The organism is Mesorhizobium japonicum MAFF 303099 (assembly GCF_000009625.1).
GTDB lineage: Bacteria > Pseudomonadota > Alphaproteobacteria > Rhizobiales > Rhizobiaceae > Mesorhizobium > Mesorhizobium japonicum.
Map to the genome: position 1 here is coordinate 4,551,061 of NC_002678.2, position 18,699 is coordinate 4,569,759.

At 62.0% G+C, this 18,699-nt stretch carries 17 protein-coding genes, 1 tRNA gene and 1 pseudogene; 3 read left to right on the plus strand and 16 right to left on the minus strand.

The features are described from left to right. Positions 1 to 127 precede the first annotated feature (127 nt). Positions 128 to 1,117 (plus strand): LysR family transcriptional regulator, encoded by a 990-nt coding sequence (locus MAFF_RS23170; RefSeq protein ID WP_032932949.1) that lies wholly within the window; start codon positions 128 to 130, stop codon positions 1,115 to 1,117. A 571-nt stretch (positions 1,118 to 1,688) separates the two neighbouring features. Here MAFF_RS23170 and MAFF_RS23175 read toward each other — a convergent pair. The 13 genes and pseudogenes from MAFF_RS23175 to MAFF_RS23235 form a co-directional block, all read right to left on the minus strand. Beyond that, positions 1,689 to 2,360 carry an FkbM family methyltransferase gene (locus MAFF_RS23175; RefSeq protein WP_010913406.1) on the minus strand — a complete coding sequence of 224 codons (672 nt, stop codon included), beginning with the start codon at positions 2,358 to 2,360 and terminating at the stop codon, positions 1,689 to 1,691. A gap of 19 nt (positions 2,361 to 2,379) precedes the next feature. Continuing rightward, positions 2,380 to 3,141, minus strand: a complete 762-nt coding sequence (locus tag MAFF_RS23180; RefSeq protein ID WP_052292094.1) for a glycosyltransferase family 25 protein — start codon at positions 3,139 to 3,141, stop codon at positions 2,380 to 2,382. Positions 3,142 to 3,310: 169 nt separating this feature from the next. After that, a pseudogene (locus MAFF_RS41305) lies at positions 3,311 to 3,466 on the minus strand (ATP-dependent DNA ligase); the annotation flags it as partial. Positions 3,467 to 3,903: 437 nt separating this feature from the next. Further along, entirely contained in the window at positions 3,904 to 4,593 is a 690-nt protein-coding gene (locus MAFF_RS23190; protein WP_010913409.1) for a hypothetical protein, read from the minus strand. 225 nt (positions 4,594 to 4,818) lie between these two features. Next, entirely contained in the window at positions 4,819 to 5,271 is a 453-nt protein-coding gene (locus MAFF_RS23195; protein ID WP_244420590.1) for an ArsR/SmtB family transcription factor, read from the minus strand. A 494-nt stretch (positions 5,272 to 5,765) separates the two neighbouring features. After that, positions 5,766 to 5,839, minus strand: a tRNA-Gly gene (locus MAFF_RS23200). 97 nt (positions 5,840 to 5,936) lie between these two features. Further along, complete coding sequence (locus tag MAFF_RS23205) at positions 5,937 to 7,823, minus strand: acyltransferase family protein (RefSeq protein ID WP_010913411.1); 1,887 nt, start codon at positions 7,821 to 7,823, stop codon at positions 5,937 to 5,939. Positions 7,824 to 8,034: 211 nt separating this feature from the next. Continuing rightward, positions 8,035 to 9,528, minus strand: coding sequence for a hypothetical protein (locus MAFF_RS23210; protein WP_010913412.1), 1,494 nt, complete (start codon positions 9,526 to 9,528; stop codon positions 8,035 to 8,037). 151 nt (positions 9,529 to 9,679) lie between these two features. Further along, entirely contained in the window at positions 9,680 to 10,705 is a 1,026-nt protein-coding gene (locus MAFF_RS23215; protein WP_010913413.1) for a glycosyltransferase family 2 protein, read from the minus strand. A gap of 109 nt (positions 10,706 to 10,814) precedes the next feature. Then, positions 10,815 to 12,248, minus strand: coding sequence for a sensor histidine kinase (locus MAFF_RS23220; RefSeq protein WP_010913414.1), 1,434 nt, complete (start codon positions 12,246 to 12,248; stop codon positions 10,815 to 10,817). Further along, positions 12,245 to 12,919 carry a response regulator transcription factor gene (locus MAFF_RS23225; protein ID WP_010913415.1) on the minus strand — a complete coding sequence of 225 codons (675 nt, stop codon included), beginning with the start codon at positions 12,917 to 12,919 and terminating at the stop codon, positions 12,245 to 12,247. The genes MAFF_RS23220 and MAFF_RS23225 overlap by 4 nt, the downstream gene beginning before the upstream one ends. 49 nt (positions 12,920 to 12,968) lie before the next feature. Further along, on the minus strand, positions 12,969 to 13,355 hold the full coding sequence (locus tag MAFF_RS23230) for a hypothetical protein (RefSeq protein WP_044548908.1): 387 nt from the start codon (positions 13,353 to 13,355) through the stop codon (positions 12,969 to 12,971). Positions 13,356 to 13,557: 202 nt separating this feature from the next. Next, positions 13,558 to 14,175 carry an outer membrane protein gene (locus tag MAFF_RS23235; RefSeq protein WP_010913417.1) on the minus strand — a complete coding sequence of 206 codons (618 nt, stop codon included), beginning with the start codon at positions 14,173 to 14,175 and terminating at the stop codon, positions 13,558 to 13,560. Between the two features lie 435 nt (positions 14,176 to 14,610). Here MAFF_RS23235 and MAFF_RS23240 point away from each other — a divergent pair, with 435 nt between their 5' ends. Continuing rightward, on the plus strand, positions 14,611 to 14,874 hold the full coding sequence (locus tag MAFF_RS23240) for a DUF6460 domain-containing protein (protein WP_027047739.1): 264 nt from the start codon (positions 14,611 to 14,613) through the stop codon (positions 14,872 to 14,874). A gap of 13 nt (positions 14,875 to 14,887) precedes the next feature. On the opposite strand, the gene MAFF_RS23245 is transcribed toward MAFF_RS23240, so the two are convergent. Then, entirely contained in the window at positions 14,888 to 15,790 is a 903-nt protein-coding gene (locus tag MAFF_RS23245) for a histone deacetylase family protein (protein WP_010913419.1), read from the minus strand. A 133-nt stretch (positions 15,791 to 15,923) separates the two neighbouring features. On the opposite strand from MAFF_RS23245, the gene MAFF_RS23250 reads away from it, so the two are divergent. After that, the gene (locus tag MAFF_RS23250; RefSeq protein ID WP_044551183.1) at positions 15,924 to 17,264 is read left to right on the plus strand and encodes an MATE family efflux transporter; all 1,341 of its coding nucleotides are present in this window, start codon (positions 15,924 to 15,926) and stop codon (positions 17,262 to 17,264) included. On the opposite strand, the gene MAFF_RS23255 is transcribed toward MAFF_RS23250, so the two are convergent. Further along, on the minus strand, positions 17,257 to 18,336 hold the full coding sequence (locus MAFF_RS23255) for a quinone-dependent dihydroorotate dehydrogenase (RefSeq protein WP_010913421.1): 1,080 nt from the start codon (positions 18,334 to 18,336) through the stop codon (positions 17,257 to 17,259). The genes MAFF_RS23250 and MAFF_RS23255 overlap by 8 nt on opposite strands. Beyond that, positions 18,333 to 18,683 carry a DUF952 domain-containing protein gene (locus tag MAFF_RS23260; protein WP_010913422.1) on the minus strand — a complete coding sequence of 117 codons (351 nt, stop codon included), beginning with the start codon at positions 18,681 to 18,683 and terminating at the stop codon, positions 18,333 to 18,335. The genes MAFF_RS23255 and MAFF_RS23260 overlap by 4 nt, the downstream gene beginning before the upstream one ends. Positions 18,684 to 18,699 lie beyond the last annotated feature (16 nt).

Sequence of the window (18,699 nt, forward strand, 5' to 3'; positions counted from 1 at the left end):
GCCGTCCTTTTGCCATAACTGTCAAATGCGATCTTTGATGGTTGCTATACCGCAAGTGGTATATGTTATGACGCTTGACGGGTTGCTGGCAAATGCCAGCGGACCGCGAGCGGAGGCAGGGAAAACCATGGCGGCGTTACGGAATCCGGCTGCGGGTTCAAATGATTACAACGAGACCCCAGGCGATGGCGGAACCCTGCTGCGCAGCGGCCTCAGCCTGCGTCATATGCGCATGATCGTCGCGCTCGACGATCACGGTCGGGTGAGCGCGGCGGCGCAGGTCATGAACATTTCGCAGCCGGCGGCATCGCGCATGATTGCCGAGATGGAGGCGGTGCTCGAGGTCAAGCTGTGCGACAGGCTGCCGCGCGGCATCACGCTGACGCCCTATGGCAAGGCGCTGGCAAGGCGTGGGCGTTCGATCCTGCTGGAAATGCGCGAGGTCGATCGCGAGATTTCCGAGCTCAAGGCGGGCAAGGGCGGTTCCGTATTTCTTGGTGCCGTGACGGCGCCGGCGATCGAGCTGGCGGTGCCGGCGATCCGCGAAATCCGCCGCATCTATCCACGCATCGAGATCACCATGCAGGTCGAGACCTCGAATGTGCTGGCGCGCGAACTGATCGCCTCGCGCCACGATTTCATCATCGCGCGCATCCCCGACGATCTCAATCCGCGGCTGTTCGAATCGCGTGTCATCGGCGTCGAGAAAGCCTGCCTGATCGTGCGTCGTGGCCACCCGCTGACCAGCGGCAGCGTGGTGCGGCTCGAAGACACTGCCGCCTATGACTGGGTTTTCCAGTCGGGCGGCTCGCCTTTGCGTCAGGCGATGGAGAGCAATTTCCTCAACCGCAACATCGCGCTGCCGGACCGGATCCTCAACACCAGTTCGCTGCTCCTGACGCTGGTCATGGTCGCGCAGTCCGACGCCATCGCGCCGGTCTCGGTGCAGGTGGCGAAATTCATCCAGAATCCCGACGGACTCGCCGGCGCTATCGATGTCGTCCAGACCGAGTTCGACATCGAGGTAAGGCCTTACAGCCTGATCACGGTCAGGAACCGCGCGCTGTCGCCGGCCGCCAAGATGCTGCACGATTTCATCCTGCGCGAAGTGGGGTGATGGAACAAGAAGTGCAGTCGCGCGTTCAGGCCAATCGGCATGCTCGCTGGAGTTGTCTTGGGCGAGCGAACGAGGTGCCGATGTCAACAACTCGGGAGGTTTTGATGGAACGTCGGTTGTTTCTCACTGGAATGCTGGGCGTTGCGGGGGCCGTGGCGTTTGCGGGCATAGTCGGACCCGGCCGCGCGGTTGCCGGTATTCCTCAGGGCAACGGAATTCTCGGTGAACTGGACAAGCCGGATCCGGCTGTCTTGGAAGGCGATGACGACGTCGAAGTGGAAAAGGTCTCACACCGTCGTTGGGGTCACCGCTACCGTCACGGAGGAAGACGGCGGCGCGGCGGCTGGAGACGGGTTTGCCGTCGGTATTGGCGCCATGGCCGCCGTGGTGTGCGTTGCTGGCGCGAGCGGGTCTGGTGGTGACGAACCGTTGACGAAAAGGCCGGCTACCGCGGCGTGGCCGGTGTCGTCACTGCGCGGCTTGCATCTGCGATCGGTGCCGGGTTGGCACCGATCGCCCGTCTGTGAGGAAATTGGCCGCTGACATTCCGGCCGGCGCCAGCCCTAATTGGTCAGCGCCATCCGAGTTCGACGTTGCTTATGCGCCTTGCCGCAATCCGCTCTTTTAACGCGCTTATCCTCGTCGCCAATTCTGGCGAAAAGCGCTCGTGTGTCTCGGCGACGATCAGGTCGATCTTTGTCTCAACCCCAGCATCAAGAATAGCCTCCAACACCTCAGCCTCTGTTCCTTCGATGTCAAGTTTAAGGATGGAGACCTTCTGCGGCAGTGCATTGATGTAGGCCACGAGGTCGACAACTTCGACGCTCGTTATGGCATCATCGTGCACGTCGCGCCGATCAAGCGATGACCATTCTGTTTGATAGATGGCACCTTTTCTGACGGCTGCGGTTTGAAAGAAAGGTGCGTGGCCGGCTTTCGCGCCGACTGCCTTGTTTTCGATGGTCACCTTGTCGTTGCCGGAGAACCTTTTTTGAAGAATCGCCAGCGCTGTCGGATCCGGCTCAAATGCGATCACTCGCATTCCCTTGCCTAGAAAATATGCCGTTACATCGCCGACATTGGCACCCGCATCGATAATGAGAGAATTGGTGGGAAGGCGCCGCATCAGAGATATGAGCTTGAAGCACGCCCGATTGAGCGAGTGGCGGCTACGGCGCTTGTATTTCCTGTAACCATGCCATCTCAACCACATCTCAAAAAAGCTGCTTGGAAACGCAAACATATTCCTGATCTACCCGTTTTTATCTGGGGTAAACTGAGGGGCCGCCTAGGCGCACAGCGTCAACTTTCTCTGTCGACAAGAAATTCCGGTTGCGCAAGTACCAGAAAATGCGCGTCGCCTCGGAATGGATCCTGTCGGCCATTCGCTTGTCTACATGGGGTCTGGGAGCAAGTTGGATCAAGCTCAAAGGTCCGTCCGTCCCAACGACAGCCGCTTGGGCGCAGAGAGCCGGCATCAATTGGTAGATCGTGTTGCGCGCGGCCGTCATCTGATTTGGGCTGAAAAGGGCGACGTCGACTGCTGCCCTAAAGCGTTCCGTGTTCCTGAGCAGGCCATAGGCGGCACTTTTAGAAATCACGTAGCCGCACGAACCTAAGTGTTGCCCGAGAAGCCGTCTTGCTGAGTATCCGTTTTTGACGGGGATGTGCCGGCTCCCGAGCCTTACTCGGCTGAGGAATGTTTCCAGCTTGATGATATCGGCATTTGGCGGGATCCAGCTATCATCAGCCAGAACGCTACCCGCGTCCTGGCTAAAAATAACGTCGTCCTCGAATACCGCGCCATACTCGTCGGGACCATCCGCGATGGTTTTCCAACAACGGCGGTGACTGAGAAAGCAACAGATTTCCGTTTCGATCAGCGGCGGCGCGGCAAACGGAACCCCATTCATTGCGTCGATACCGGCCACACGCTCGAAATCAATCCCAATACGAGAAAATTCCGCCGCAGCCGAGGCCAACCGATCAACTGATCGGTCAAGATTAATCACCAGACATTTCATTGTCGCCCCCGCGACCTACAACTAAATTGTCGGTACCCTATACTTCCATAGCTATTCTAAGCGGCCCACCAATTGGGCAGCAATAGCAGCATAGATATGAGAGCACCAGTCAAGCCCCGTACGATTTCACCCACCTTCCTCCGACATGCACAAAAGCTGTGAGGAAGAGCCATGGATCGCAATTTCGCCTGATGCGTGTCCCGTCTTCGTCGATGATCAGTTGCGAGCGGTAGCCGTCGAACTTGACTTCGTGAATCCAGCCGTCGCCTTCCGGCGGATGGTCGACCAGGGTCGGCATCAAGGGCGCGACAAACCTCAAACGCATGCACGGAACTCGGACAGACCGCCATTAAATAAGATTGAGCTAAAATAGTTCCAGAACCGCGGCGGCTTGTTCGGCCGAGAATGAAGAACGACCCCCAAGCGCGTGCAGCGTTGCGCCTGATCAGAGCCACGGTAGAAGAACACTGCCCGCCCGGCGTGCTGCCCAGTGAGGAGCCGTCAATGCCATCTATGGCCCGGGCCCGATGGACGAGGCAGAGGCGATCGCAGACGCGATCGTCGGCACGGTCAATGGATTGCAGATTCAGACGGCAATCAAGCCGCCGGCGCCGAGCATCAAGGCATAGCTGAAAAGACGAGGGCGTCACGGTACCGCGCCTGAAACGAAAATGCCCGCCACTGAGGAAGCAGTGACGGGCTCTTGTTCATGCCAGCCCGGTTGATGAGACATTACCGAGCAACACCCGATCGAACTGCACGTTAACGCCGAGCGATCAGCAGGCAGAGCTGGCGCAGATCCCGGTCATAGGTGCCCTCGCTGCTCAGAACGTCGACGCAACGCTTCTTCATGCGCGCCACTTTGCTGTCGGACATCTGAGCCACGATACCCGGCAGGCCGAGACTGCTCGGGTTCGGGGGATTGCTCAGGTTGGACGGATTTGACGGATTGCTGGGATTGATTCCGTCCACGCCGGCACCTACGCCGATGCCGCTTGTGCCGGAAGCACCGAGGAAGCCGGCGGTGATGCCGCCTGAGCCGCCTACATTGGCGCCAGCGCCAGCATTGATGCCGCTTCTATCGCCCACGGAAGCGCCGAGCCTGGCGGTGATGACGCCTGAGCCGCCCACATTGGCGCCGGCGCCAGCATTGATGCCGCTGCTGTCGCCCACGGAAGCGCCGAGCCCGGCGCTGACGCCATTGGAGCCGCCTATATTGGCGCCGGCGCCGGCATTGATGCCGCCGGAGCCGCCGACCGAAGCACCGAGGCCGGCGTTGATGCCGCCGCTGCCACCGGCTGAAGCGCCAACGCCGGCATTAACGCCGCCACTACCTCCAATAGAGGCGCCAGCTCCTACGCCGATCCCGGCAGCTGTCACCGGCAGCGACAATGAGATAAGGAATGCGCTGCTAGCCAGAGCCCTGGCGAAAGTTGTCACGAACGACTTCATGATACTCTCCTGTTGCGTTGCCTCACCAGCCAATATTAGCTGTGCCTCAAGTAACGCACCGACCTGCTTATCGGGTTCTTAACAGGATGATTTCGTTGGCGAAATGGCTTCCGATTTGTCAAAGCCATCTAGACGACTTTAAACAAATGGGAGCGGCATGCTCATCGGACAAGCGTCCGCCTTTTGTAGCGGCTCCAACCTAGGCGAAGGCTCTTTCTTGCCGCTTCAAGGCCGCCGAGGTCCGGACGGCGGTCCAGGAAGCATGTTGTTTTCGGCTAGACCGTCCAGCAGCCAGATGACAGCCTTGGCATCTTCCGACTTGCAGGAATAGTACCGCCAAGTGCCTTCCGCGCGGCATTCGACGATCCCTTGTTCAACCAGAAGGGTTAGATGCTGGCACATGGCCGAATGGCTGAGATCCAGCAGGTCGGCTAGGTCGCTCACCGTTCTTTCACCGTCTATCAGATGAACGGTGGCCAACAGGCGCTTGGCATTCCCCAAGGCAGTGAGAAATCGTGTCGCGATCGCGACCTGTTCTCGAAAAGTGAGGCGCTTAGCCGGCCGCCGTAGAGCCAGGTCGGCCTGAATTTCCGCCAGTCGTTGTCTGAGATAAGAAGCCATGGCGATGGTTCCGGTGTGCAGGCGGCGCAAAATGGCTGTGGTGAGTTTTTTAGTCAAGCAGATGCTAAAAAAGCCTCCACTCTGAGGGGGAGCAGCGAGCCCTTACGTTCGTCCGACCTGGTCAACGCGCTGGCAGCGCTGAAGCAGTCCGGCGTGCACCCATGTACGCTCGACGTACTGCCGGACGGCACGCACTGCCGGCACTTTATGCTGTATAGAGCCACCCGGGAGTGACTTGGCAATGCCTTCCTGAAGATCGTGCCAAGCGACAGCGAAAGGATGTGTCTTGGCTAAACGTCGGAAATGCTCCGGGAGACCTTTGGCTGTCGCGTAATCAACATAGCCTCGGGTGAGCCTGGCGAATATCGGCTCTGACACGAGGCTTCTTAGCGACGCGGCGCATGAGGCTAGATTATCGAATGTGATTCGGTTTGATTGGATCTCTACGATGGTCATTTGGACCCAAACCGTGAGCGCGAGCTGTAAAAACCTCTGTAAAAACGCTGATTATCAGCATTCTCCAAATCAGGCGCAAACGCTTGGGCACAAGCTGGAGCGGGTAGCGGGAATCGAACCCGCGCGTTCAGCTTGGGAAGCTGACAGGCTACCATTACATCATACCCGCGCGTGTCCTCGTTACCATGAGGTCCGGCCTTCGGGCAATCGCAAAGCGATCCCTCGAACAAACGCTTTCGCGCCTCCCTCGGCGCTGGCCGCGATTGCTATTTTGCCTTGGCGACTTTGTTGCTGGCGGCAAAGCTTGGCCAGTATTTCGAGATGGCGAGCGTCGCGCCGGCGGACGAGAAATGGCCGTAGTCGAAGTAGAGGAACTGCCTGGTGCCGGCGTCAGCATAGGAGCAGCCGGCCGCGTCGCACAGGTAGGCCAGCGGGTCGATGAAAGTTGCCCCTTGGACGAATGGCAGCACCTGCTTGTTGATGTCCGGATCCATGGCCATCGGCCAGGATGTGTTCGCGACGTGCTCCCGTTTTGCGAAGAAAGCGATTTTCTGGACGTCGGCGATGAACTCCGGAGACTGGCCGATGACATAGACCTTGACGCCCATGTCGCGCAGCCGGTCGACTGTCTTCTGCAGGCCGTCGAAACCCCTTGCCTGGTAGTCGGTCCACCGGCCGCTCAGGATCACCGCCTGGATGTTGGCATCGTGGATGATCGACAACGCCCGCTCGTTGAAACGCGTGCAGGCCGGCCGGGCGTATGAGAAGTAGCTCAGATTGGGCGGGCAGCCGGCATAGGTATACTGGATGACGTTGGCCTGGATTTTCTGCGCATTGGCTTCCAGCCCCGACACGTAGTGCGCGGCGAAGGAATCGCCCCACAGCAGGACATTGGTGGGAAAGCCATGCGTTCGGGTGCAGTCGGCGAGGTTCCAGTTCTCGATCCGGCTCGCGCCCTCGTTGAAACAGACGCCGTTGCGCCAGTCACCCACCAGGACCCGTTCCGTCGAGAAGTCCGGGAACCGTTGCGGAAACCCCTTGCCCAGCGCGCCGGCCAAGCCGCCGACGCACAGCAGGGCGATCGCCGTCGCCGAGAAGGCGAAGATGGGCAAAGGGGCGGTGAAGGCCCGCTTCTGGCGAAAGGGCTGCTCGACATATTTCCACGAGAACGTCGCCAGCGCGACGCTGGCCACGATCATCGCCAGGATCGTCGGCACGCCGATGGCCTTGAGCGAGAGATAGTGGACGAACGAATTGATCGGCCAGTGAACGAGGTAGAGCGAATAGGAGATAAGGCCGATCCACACCAGCGGTGTCAGCCGCAACACCTGCGTGGCGACGGGGACCGGCCTGTCCGCATGGGGCTGGCCAGCATAGATGAGCAGCGCCGTTCCGATGCAGGGAAACAGGGCATTGTAGCCCGGAAAGGGATCGCTCTCCGAAATCGTCACGAAGCCGAAGGCGATCAGGCCAAAACCGGCCAGCCCGATCAGTTCAGTCAGCGGACGGCTGGCAAGCGCCGGCGGCTTTCTCAGCATCAGCATTGCGCCCAGCGCCAGTTCCCAGATGCGCGTCGGCAAAAGGTAGAAGCCGGCGGTCGGCGCCAGCGTGGTTGCCATGACCGCCAGCGCAAAACTGCCTATGGCAATTGGCAGCAATATCGTCAGCCAGCGCTTCGAGGCGTATCGGTAGATCAGATACACGAGGACCGGTGCGAAGATATAATACTGCTCCTCGACCGAAAGCGACCATGTGTGCAGCAGCGGTCGCAGTTCCGCGTCGATGGAGAAATAGTTGGTCGTTTTCCAGAAATAGATGTTCGACCAGAAGGTCGAGGCCGCAATTACGCTCAGGCTGTACTCGTGGAGATCCGACGGCAGGAGGATGAACCAGGCGGCGATACTGGCGAGCAGGATGACGAAGGTCAGCGCCGGCAGGATGCGCCGCGCTCGGCGCCAGTAAAAGCGGCCGATCGAGAACTGGCCGCGCTCGAGATCGTCGAGCAGGCTGCCGCTGATCAGATAGCCCGATATGACGAAGAAGATATCGACACCGGTGAAACCGCCGGGAATGGCCGATACGCCGAAGTGGAAGAGCACGACGGGCAGCACCGCAACGGCCCGCAAGCCATCAATATCGCGCCTGTAGTTCATTCGGCGGGTCCGTGGGCCGTGGCCCTTAGCAGCCGTGCGGCGGAACCTGACATGCTCCTCATGCGGCGATGTCCCCGTCGTTCGAAAAATCGTGGCTCGTGGGTTTCACGAGTGCTCTGCAACACAAGTTTGCTGCACTGCAACATCCGTGTCAAGCCGGATGCCAGACCTTCGAACACTGATGAAACCGGTTTCGTCCGGACGCTGTAAATCAGGCGCCGGGAGGCAGGTAGATCACGGCGTCGTCGTCCGCATAGGCTCGCTTCCAGCCCAACTCCGCGAAGAAGGGGATGCGGGTATCGTCGGCCGTCAGGAGTGCCCAGCCGATGGCGTATTTCTTCAACTGGGCCTCGAGCAGCGGTTTTCCGTCGCTGCGTCCCGTCGCGTCTTCGGCCTTCGTGAAGCCGCCCAGGAACAACTGGTCCGTCCTGCCGTCGACATAGGTCTTGATGCCGTGGAAAATCAGCGTGCCGCCGAAATTATAGGAATTCAGCACATTGCCGGAAAGCTGGTGATCCCTTGCGTATGCGAGGGCGCCGCTGGCCGCCGTCTTCGGGCTCGGCGCAACCTGGTAGGCACTTCCGAGGATGAAGACCGCACCGACCAGCAGGACAGCCATTGCGCCGCAGATCGCGTAAAACCGGCTGGCGAAGAGTTTTTCCAGTCCGTCACGCTTTTCCGCCAGCCACGTCGTGGTTGAGACCGAGGGGTATTGCCGGGCGACCTCGACCGCGACCACCAGGGGGATCAGCAGGAAAGGCAGATATACAAACCGCAGATGGGTGAGATAGACATGCAAGGCGAAGATGATGAACACCGCCTTGGCCCAGCCGATCCGCAGCCTTGATACCAAAAGTCCAAATAGCGCCAACAGCATTACCGCTTCCTGGAAGATCTGCTCCTGCGCGTTGAACGCCCGCCACTCCAGGATGAGCGGCACCGCCTCGTTGCCATAGGCCACTGTGAACGTCGCCAGGATGGCTTTCACCCCATAGGGATGCATCAGGCTGACCACCGGGCAGAGCAGGCCGAAAGCAACCCATTTTGCCAGGAGAGCGGGTTTCGACAGACCCGAGCGCGCCAGGAGGTCGAGCCCGGCAAAGGCAGCGATGACGAAGCTCAGGGTGAATGTGGCATGAAGGTTGGCCCACAAGACCACAAGCACCAGCAGCCACAAAGGCGGGGCTCTCTCGTCTTGCGCGGCGCGAAACAGCATTGCCGTCCAGACGACGACGATCGGCAAGGTGAAGACGTGTGGACGAGCCGTATAGATCGGGGCGATCAGCAAAGCCGCGGCGAAGGCCAGCGCTATCGCCAGTGTTGGCTTCAGCCATGCGCTGAGGAACCATCCCGTCAGGAAGACCGTCAGGCTGACCGTGGCGATGATCAGTGTGACGACGCCATTCCAGCCGCCGGCACGGTAGGCGAGGGCCAGAAAGACCTGCCCCAGCCATTCCTTGGCGATCCAGGGCTGACCGGCGAACGTATAGGAATAGGGGTCGACGACGGGAAACGTCCGGTTTTCCAGAAAGTCCAGTCCGACCTTCACTTGCCACCAACTGTCGGGATCCTGAAGCATCGCGCTGGCACTGGTGGCAAGCCAATAGGCCATCAGGCAGGCGCAGAGAAGGCAAAGTATCAGCCTGCTGCGCTGCGCCTCCCCGAGCGACGGCGTCGCCGTCGCGATTGCAGCGGCCTGGTTCATGTCACGGCTCCAGGTGACGGTGTCGCCTTCGCGATTGCGATTGCGATTAGGCCGGCAGACATGGCGGCGCCAAAGCGCAGCATCCGCGAGAGATCAGACGGAAGAGCCGACCGCATCCTGCCCATGCCGTTCCCGTTGCATCCGCCCGACCTCAACCACGCGCGGCTCTCTTTGCCATCTCCTGCAGGCGATGGACGGGCAGGTCGCTGTCCTTGGCCGGCTGGTCGCGCGAAACGATTTCGTTGACGAAGTAGAGCGGCCGCCGCTTCGTCTCCATGTACATGCGGCCGAGATACTCGCCGAAGATGCCGAGCACCAGAAGCTGGACACTGCCCAGGATCAGCATGATCGCGGCAAGGCTCGTCCAGCCGGGCACCACGTTGCCCCTGGACCATTCAAGCAGCGTATAGCCGAGCACGACCAGGCCGAGCAGACCGAACATCATCCCCAGCAGCGAGGCAAACCGCAGCGGCACGATCGAAAAGCTGGTCATCGCGTCGACCGCCAGAAGAATCATCTTCCTCAGCGGATAGTGGGTGGTGCCGGCAAAGCGCCGGTGCCTCTCATAGGGGAAGGCGACCTGCCTGAGCCCGATCCAGCTCACCATGCCGCGAATGAACCTGTAGCGTTCGGGCATCGCGTTCAGATGGTCGAGGGCCCGGCGACTCATCAGCCGGAAGTCTCCGGAGTCCGGTGCGATCTCGACATCGACCATCCGGCCGAGCAGGCGGTAGAACATCGAGGCGGAAGCCAGCTTGAACCAGCCTTCGCCGTCGCGCTTGACCCTCTGTCCGTAGACGACATCGAAGCCTTCATCCATCTTTGCCATCATCGCGCCGAGCAGTTCGGGCGGATCCTGGAGGTCGGCGTCGAGAATGAGGATGCGCTCGCCGCGGCAGAACTCCAGCCCCGCGCTCAAGGCGATCTGGTGGCCATAGTTGCGGGCAAGGTCGATGGCGACCACATGGTCGTCCTTTTCGGCCAGTTCGAAAATGGCCTCGCGGGTGCCGTCGGTCGCCCCGTCGATGACAAGCACGATCTCGTAGAAAGGGCTTTGCTCGAGGCATACGGCGCTGACGCGTCGATGAAGCTCGGCCACGCCGTCGCGCTCATTGTAGCATGGCACGACGACCGACAGCTTGACCGCGCGGTGCGCGCCGATTTTTCCCGTTCCCACCAAAGCCTGGCTCCCGCTCTTGCAATGGCAATAGCGGCAATTGGTTAGAAAACAGATAAGCCGGGGATCGACATGGGCTTCGGCCGGCCGACGCCATGGGCTCGGCAGGTCAAGAACGCACCGGCAACTCCATGCGGATGCGGGCACCGCGCCATGAACCCGTCAGGATCCGGATGGTGCCGTCATGCAGCAACGCGATCTGCCGGGCGAGATTCAGTCCCAGCCCCGCGCCGCGCGACTGCGGCTGCAAGCGGTAGAAGGGCTCGAAGACGTTCTCGCGCTCTTCCGCGGGAATGCCCGGCCCTTCGTCGCGTACCTCGATGCCACCGGTCCCGTCGATGGCGATCGTGATCGTGCCGCTGCCGCCGCCGTGCTCGATCGCGTTGCGCACGAGGTTGGCGAGCGCCCGCTCGATCTGCAGGACATTGATCTCTACTCGGGCCTTGTTTGGCGACGGCTCGAAGGCAAGGTCATAGCCAGCCTCGATGGCGAGCGGTGCGAAGTCGGCCGCCACCCGGCTGACGAGATCGCCGAGATCGACGAGCTGGCGCTGGTCCGACGGGCGGTCGAGCAACTGATGGTCGAGCAGTTGCTGGGCAAGATGCGACAGGCGTTCGATGTCTTGCAGCAGCCGCGCGCTCTGCGGCTCCTGCGTCAAGAGTTCGGCGCGCGTACGAAGGATGGCGATCGGCGTGCGCAGTTCATGCGCCGCGTCGGTAAGGAAGCGGTTGTGGCGGTCATAGCCCTGGGCGAGGCGGGCAAGCGCCTCGTTGAAGGCATGCACGAGCGGCGCGATTTCCTGCGGCACCTGCTTGACCGGCAGTTGCATGGCGCGGGTGCCGATGTCGATACGCGCCGCCTGGCGGACCGTTTCGACAAGGCCGGCGAAGGAGCGGCGCACCACGGCTGGCGTCGTCACCAGCGTCGTCGTGCCCATGACGAGAATGATGGGCAAAAGCAGGATCGCGATGACGAGCGCGAGCGCTGGCAGGGCGCGCTCCCAGTTCCTGCTGCCGTCCGGGTTGCGGGCGACTTCGACGGTGGCCGAGATGTTGATCTCGAGGCCATCTGTCTGTTGGCGCGACGACTGTGTCGCGGCGATGATCTGCACCGTGCCGGCCTTGGTCGAGGCGTTTTCGATATAGGCTTCCGGCCGCATGTCCTTGTCGGAGAATCCGATCGTGGCGTGATCGGCCCCGTCAAGCAGCTCGCCGAAGCTCTTGGTGTAGATGTCGGGTATGTTGCCGGCATGGACGCTCTCGCCCCTGCCATCGCGAACAATGTACCAGACATTGGGGAAGCTCTCGCGAAACGCGGTGAGTTCTTCCGTTTCACGCACGATCAGCCTGCCGTCCTTGTCCCGGTCGACCGCATCCTTGACGGCCGCGACGGCGGCCTCATTGTCGATCAGCAGGCGCGGATTGGCGATCCAAAGGGCTGCCGCGCAAAGCACGATGAAGATGAGCAGCGTCGCCGCCTGCAGCAGGATCAGCCGCCGGACCAGGATCCATTGCAGCGAGCCTGTGCGGACCTTCTTCTTCACGAGACCGCCCGCAGGAGATAGCCGAGGTTGCGGATCGCCCGGATCTCGATGCCGGCGGCGACATCGTCGAGCTTGCGACGCAGCCGCGAAATATGCGCATCGAGCGCATTGGAGCCGATCTCGTCGTCGAGGGCATAGACGGCCTCTTCCAGCGCGCTGCGCATGATGGTTCGGCCCGGCCGGCGGATCAGCGTTTCAAGCACCAGCCTTTCGCGCCGCGGCAAATCGAGCGCCTGGTCCTCGATCAGCGCCTCGCGATGGCGGAAATCATAGGTGAGGCGACCAACCATCGTCTGGTTGGCGCGCGAGGTGAACGAGCGCCGGTGCAAGGCATGGAGCCGCGCGACGAGTTCCACCGTGGCGAAGGGCTTGACCATGTAGTCGTCGGCGCCGGCATCGAGCCCGGCGACCCGGTCGTCCAACCCGCTCATCGCCGTCAGTGCGATGACAGGCACATCCAGATGCAAGGCACGCAGGCGCGGTATGAGGCTGAGACCGTCGCCATCCGGCAGCCGGCGGTCCAGCACCACCGCGTCGTGATAGCCCAGGCGGGCCATCGCCTCGGCATCGGCCAATGTCGCGGCATGGTCGACGATGATGTCCATACGCTCGAGCGCGGCCTTCAGCACGGAGGCCATTTCCGGTTCGTCCTCGATCAACAGGACGCGCATGAATAGTCTCCTTTATCCGCGGCCGGTCGGGGTCTGCGGCCGCGGCAATTCATTCGCATTCCAGCTTTGGCTGGCGGAAATTGGTGATGAACCACCGACCGCCGGAAGCGTGGGCATAGAATGTGTAGAAGCATTCCTGACGCTCGATATAGCCGGGCGTCTCGTTCTCTTCATAGACGGTTCCGTGTTTTGTCTCGCGAACCTCGCCGCTCGATGTCCCGGAAACCGCCGACGTCGACACCTTGCGCCACTGATAGGCGCGCTCGCCCTGGCCAAGATCGACGATCGCTGTGGGCGGACCATAATCGAGAACGACCGATTCGACCGGCTGCCCGACATAATTCTTCATGATGTCGGAGGCACAGCCCGTGAGCGCGATTGCGATGAAAACGACCTTCGAGGCCCGTGTCAGGAGGCTGGCGCCATGCGTGGACATATCGGAACAGATTCCCATGATGAAAAATTCACGCGCGGACCTAGATCGCGAAGGCGGACCTAGATCGCGAAGATTGCATCGACATTGCAGCGCGGCGGGGAAAGCGGGCCATTGCGGAAAAGCTGGCAATCCTGTGCGGTGCAAATCGAGACACCGGATTGCGCGATGCCCAGCGGCGTCGCGCAATCCGGGTTCGCCCATTCTAGAACCGGTAATTGATGCCGGCCTTCAGTTCATGGCTGCCGATCGTCGTCTTCGACGTGCCAAGAGCCGATGTCGTCTCGACGCCGAGGGTGCGGACATAGTCGTACTCGACCTTGGCGGACAGCCCGCCGGCAAAGCCCTGCTCGATGCCGGCGCCCAGGAGGTAGCCGACCTTCCATCCGTCGGCGCTGCTGACGTTGTCGCCCTTGTCGAACTTGGTAAGGGCGACGCCGCCGGTGCCAAACAGCAGCGTCTGGTCGAAGCTCAATCCTGCCTTGGCCTTGGCGGCACCGCGCCATTTCTCCTTGATCTTGCCGCCTTGGACGTCGTGTTCGGCGCCGCCCAGATAGGAGCCTTCGATCTCGGCGCCGAGAACGGTGGGACCCATCTGCTGGTTGTAGCCGGCCTGGACGCCGCCGCTGAAGCCATTGCGGCCTGCAAACGGGTTCGGCATTCCGGTGAACGCCGTGCCGCCATGGACGCCGACATAGGCGCCGCTCCACTGGAAGGCGGGCGGGTCGTTGTAGGTGGGTGAGAGGTCGGCGGCCATCGCCGGCCCGAGAAGGCAAAAGGCGAGGCCAGCCGCCGTCACGACGATCTTTACTCGAGAGGACACAGCATTACTCCAACACAAACGCGCATCCAGCAATCGACACGCAGGTTAACTCTCGGGGAGCTTGGCCGTTAGGGCGGCCGGGCTCCGGTTTGGTGTCTTTCAGGGACGACTGCACGGTCCTGGAACTGGCGTTCGCGAGCTGTGGTAGGGGTTGGAGCGGCGCGCAACCAGCCACCTGAAAGACGCCGACTGGCTCGCAGGTGAAAATTGCACGCACATTGCGCAAAATTGGAGAATGACGATTTTGTGCTTTATTTTCAACAAATTAAAATGATCTTGTTTACCCATATTTAAGAATTGCAAGCCGTCTGAAGCTTGGCGTCTCGATCACCTGTTCCAGGCTTTCCCGGGCACAACCGCGCTTGATGGATGGCCGCCAAGCACGTATCTCTGGGCCATGCCTGTGTGTCCGGGCATCTCAATCGGGAGACGACCTTGTCCGCACTGACGCGCTTTCTCGGCGACTCGCCGCTCAGGGTGATCCTGAAGCTGCTGGTGGTGTCGTTCCTCGTCGGCCTTGTCATGAATGCCTTCGGCTGGTCGCCGATGGATGTCTTCTACGGCATCCAGAAGTTCTTCATCGACCTCTGGAACCTGGGCTTCCACGCCATCGACCGATTCCTCGGCTACATTCTGCTAGGTGCCGCGATCGTCGTGCCGGCTTTCATCCTGCTCAGGATCGCCAACTATCGGAAGTGACTTTTAGAGCAATCTAGGCGTAGGTCGAGGCGACCTCGAACAGGATGGCGTGGCGCGACGCAAGCGCCGGTACGTCCGTGGAGTAGCCGCCGCCGATGACGCCGCAGACTGGAATGCCCAGCGCACGAAAATGGCCGATGACCATTTCGTCGCGGGCGCGCAGACCGCCATTGGAAAGCGCCAGCCTGCCAAGCCGGTCCTCGGCATGGACGTCGACGCCGGCATTGTAGAAGACGATGTCCCAGCGCGCCCGGGCCGACAGTTCCGGCAGGATCGTGGCCAGCCTCCGGAGATAGGCGGCATCGCCCGTGCCGTCGGGAAGCGCGATGTCGAGATCGGAGGCGATCTTGCGCACGGGATAGTTGCGCTCGCCATGCATGGAGAAGGTGAACACACCTGGCTCGTCGCTTAGAATGTCCGCGGTACCGTCGCCCTGATGCACGTCGAGATCGACGACCAGGATGTTTTGCGCGGCACCCTCGTCGAGCAGCACCAGCGAGGCGACGGCAACGTCGTTGAAGGTGCAGAAGCCGGCGCCTTGCGCGCGCCGCGCATGATGGCTGCCGCCGGCGGTGTTGCAGGCGATACCATGGCGCAAGGCGAGCCGCGCCGCCAGTATCGTGCCGCCGGTGGCAAGCTGCGCACGCAGCGAAACGCGCGGGCCGACCGGAAAGCCGATCTCGCGTTCGATTTTTTCAGGCACCGAACAACTGATGACCTGATCGACATAGTCGGCCGCATGGGCAAGCTTCAGCCATGATGCCGGTGCCGGCTCCGTAGTGTTGAGCGCGTCAGGACTGGCCAGGCCGCGTGCGCGCAACGCCTCCATCAGCAGCGGGTATTTGCTCATCGGGAAGCGATGGTTGGTGGCAAAGCCGGCGTCGTAGTCGGGGTGGTGGACGATCTGCAGGGGCATGAACGGGATCCGGCGGCTTCGCGCCAGACCGGGATTTCGGTTGGCCATCGCGGGAAGAATGATTGCACGGTGGCCGGAAAATGGGGCACATCGGCTGTACGATCAAGCCGCAAATCAGCAAGGCAGCAATCCCTTGGACAAGGGTGCAACTCCAGTCGACGCCAGATCTTTTGTCGTCACCAACCGCTCCGTGCTCGCCATAGCGGTGCCGATGACGCTCGCCTATCTGACCACGCCGATGCTCGGCCTGGTCGACACGGCTGTTGTCGGCCAGTTCGGCGACGCGGCTCTTCTCGGCGGCCTTGCGGCGGGCGCGCTTGTTTTCGACGTCGTCTTCACCAGCTTCAATTTCCTGCGTTCGGGCACCACCGGCCTCGTCGCCCAGGCTTTCGGGCGTGGCGACACGCTCGAGGAACAGGCGGTGTTCTGGCGCGCCGTGCTGATCGCGGTCGTTGCCGGTATCGTGCTGGCCGCACTTTCGCCGCTGATCGCCATCGGCGGCCAGTGGTTCATGGGCGCCGAACCGCGTGTCAGCGAGGCGATGGGCGTCTACATCAGGATCAGGCTACTTGCCGCACCGTTCTCGCTGATCAACTACGCCATTCTCGGCTACGTCCTGGGCCGTGGCGAGGGCGGGCTCGGCCTTGTGCTGCAACTGGTGCTCAACGGCATCAACATCGCGCTCTGCTTCCTGCTTGGCCTTGAGCTTGGCTGGGGCGTTGCCGGCGTCGCCTGGGCGACCGTCACGGGCGAATTCCTGGCCATGCTGCTGGGTCTCGCCATCGTGGTTCGCCGCTTCCGCGCGACCCCGCCCTTGCCGCGCCATCGGCTGCTCGACATGGCCGCCTTCCTGCGCATGCTGTCGCTCAATCGCGACATCATGATCCGCTCGTTCTCGCTGCTTGCCGCTTTCGCACTGTTCACCCGCCAGGGCGCGCAGTTCGGCACGGTGACGCTGGCTGCCAATGCGGTGTTGATGAACTTCTTCCTGGTCGCCGGCTATTTCCTCGACGGTTTTGCCACCGCGGCCGAACAGCTCGCGGGCCGCGCCGTCGGCGCGCGCGCCGAACAGCCCTTCCGGCAGGCGGTGCGGCTGACCCTGTTCTGGGGATTAGGGCTGGCCGGCGCCGCGACCCTGGTGCTCTTGTCGGCAGGCGCCAATCTGGTCGCCATCGTCACGACGTCGCAAGAGGTGCGCTCCGTGGCCGACATCTATTTGCCTTGGGCGGCGTTCACCGCGCTGAGCGGCGTGCTGGCGTTCCAGATGGATGGCGTCTTCATCGGCGCGACCTGGTCGCGCGACATGCGCAACATGATGTTGCTGTCGTTCCTGGTCTTTGCCGTCGCGCTGCTGACGTTGGCGCCTGCCTTCGGCAATCACGGCCTGTGGGCGGCGCTGCACGTTTTCCTGCTGGCGCGCGGCTTCAGCCTGCTGACGATTTTGCGGCTGCGGGTGCGGACGGCGTTCAGCTGAGTGGCTTGGACGCCCACCGATCGAGGTGGCTGTCGCGCAATTCGCCAATGGACTTCAGTCGCTCCGTCTCGCAAAAGCGTGCCATGCCGGCGACGATACGGCCCGGCAGCGCAGGCCCGGCATAGATCATGCCGGTGTAGAGCTGCACCAGATCGGCCCCGGCGCGGATTTTCTCCAGCGCGGTCTCCGCGGAGTCGACGCCGCCGACCCCGATAATGGCTATGCCCGGGCCAAGCAGCTTGCGCATCTTCGCCAACACGATGGTCGAGCGTTCGAACAGCGGTTTTCCCGAAAGCCCGCCGGTCTCACGTCCGACGTCGCCGCTGCGCAGCGGTGGCCGCGAAATGGTGGTGTTGGAGACGATGATGCCGTCGATCCGCTTTTCAACGACCTCGGCGGCGATGTCCTCCAGCTCGGCCTCGACCAGATCCGGCGCGATCTTGAGGAAGATGGGCGGCTGGGTTGCGGCTGACGCACGCGCAGCCATGACACGCGACAAAAGTTCGCCGAGCTGCTCGCGCGCCTGCATGTTGCGCAGGCCAGGCGTGTTGGGCGAGGAGATGTTGACGGTCAAATAGCTGGCGTGGCGCGCGAAGCGGCCGACACCGCGCTCATAGTCGCCGATGCGATCGGCGCTGTCCTTGTTGGCACCGATGTTGACGCCGACAATGCCGGGGCGCCCCTTGCGCGCGGCAAGGCGTTTTTCAGCCGCCGCATGGCCTTCATTGTTGAAACCCAGCCGGTTGATCACCGCTTCATCCGCCGTTAGCCGGAAGATGCGCGGCTTCGGGTTGCCGGCCTGCGGCAGCGGCGTGACCGTGCCGACCTCGGCAAAGCCGAAGCCGAGGCCGAGCAGTGCGTCGGGCACCTCGGCGTCCTTGTCATAGCCGGCCGCCATGCCGAGCGGGTTGGGGAAATCGAGACCGCAGAGGCTGACCTTCAGCCTGATGTCGCGCACCGCCCGCGTGCCGGCCGGCAGGCCGCAGCGCAGCGCCGCGATCGACAGGCCGTGCGCGGTTTCCGGATCGAAGGCAAACAGCAGCTTCTGGCCGAGTCGGTCGAGCACGCTCATTGCCCCTCCAGCGGCGGGAACTGATGTGCGCCATCGGCACCGAGCGGCAGCGGCCGCACCCACTTCACGGCTTTCAAGTCCAGCACCCCGTAAAGATGCGGAAACAGCGCGTCGCCGCGCGAGATCTCGTATTTCAGGCCATCACCCAGGCTGGCGTCGTCGATGGCGACCAGCAGAAGATCCGTCTGGCCGGAAAAATGCTTTGCCGCGGTTTCTCGGACCTGCGCTGCCGTGGAGAAATGGATGAAGCCGTCGGCGACGTCGATCGGCGCGTCGGTGAAGCGGCCGCTGGCTTCGGCCTCGCGCCAAAGCGCCTGCGGGGTTATCTTGTAGATAAACTGAGACATGGTTGCGCTATAGTCC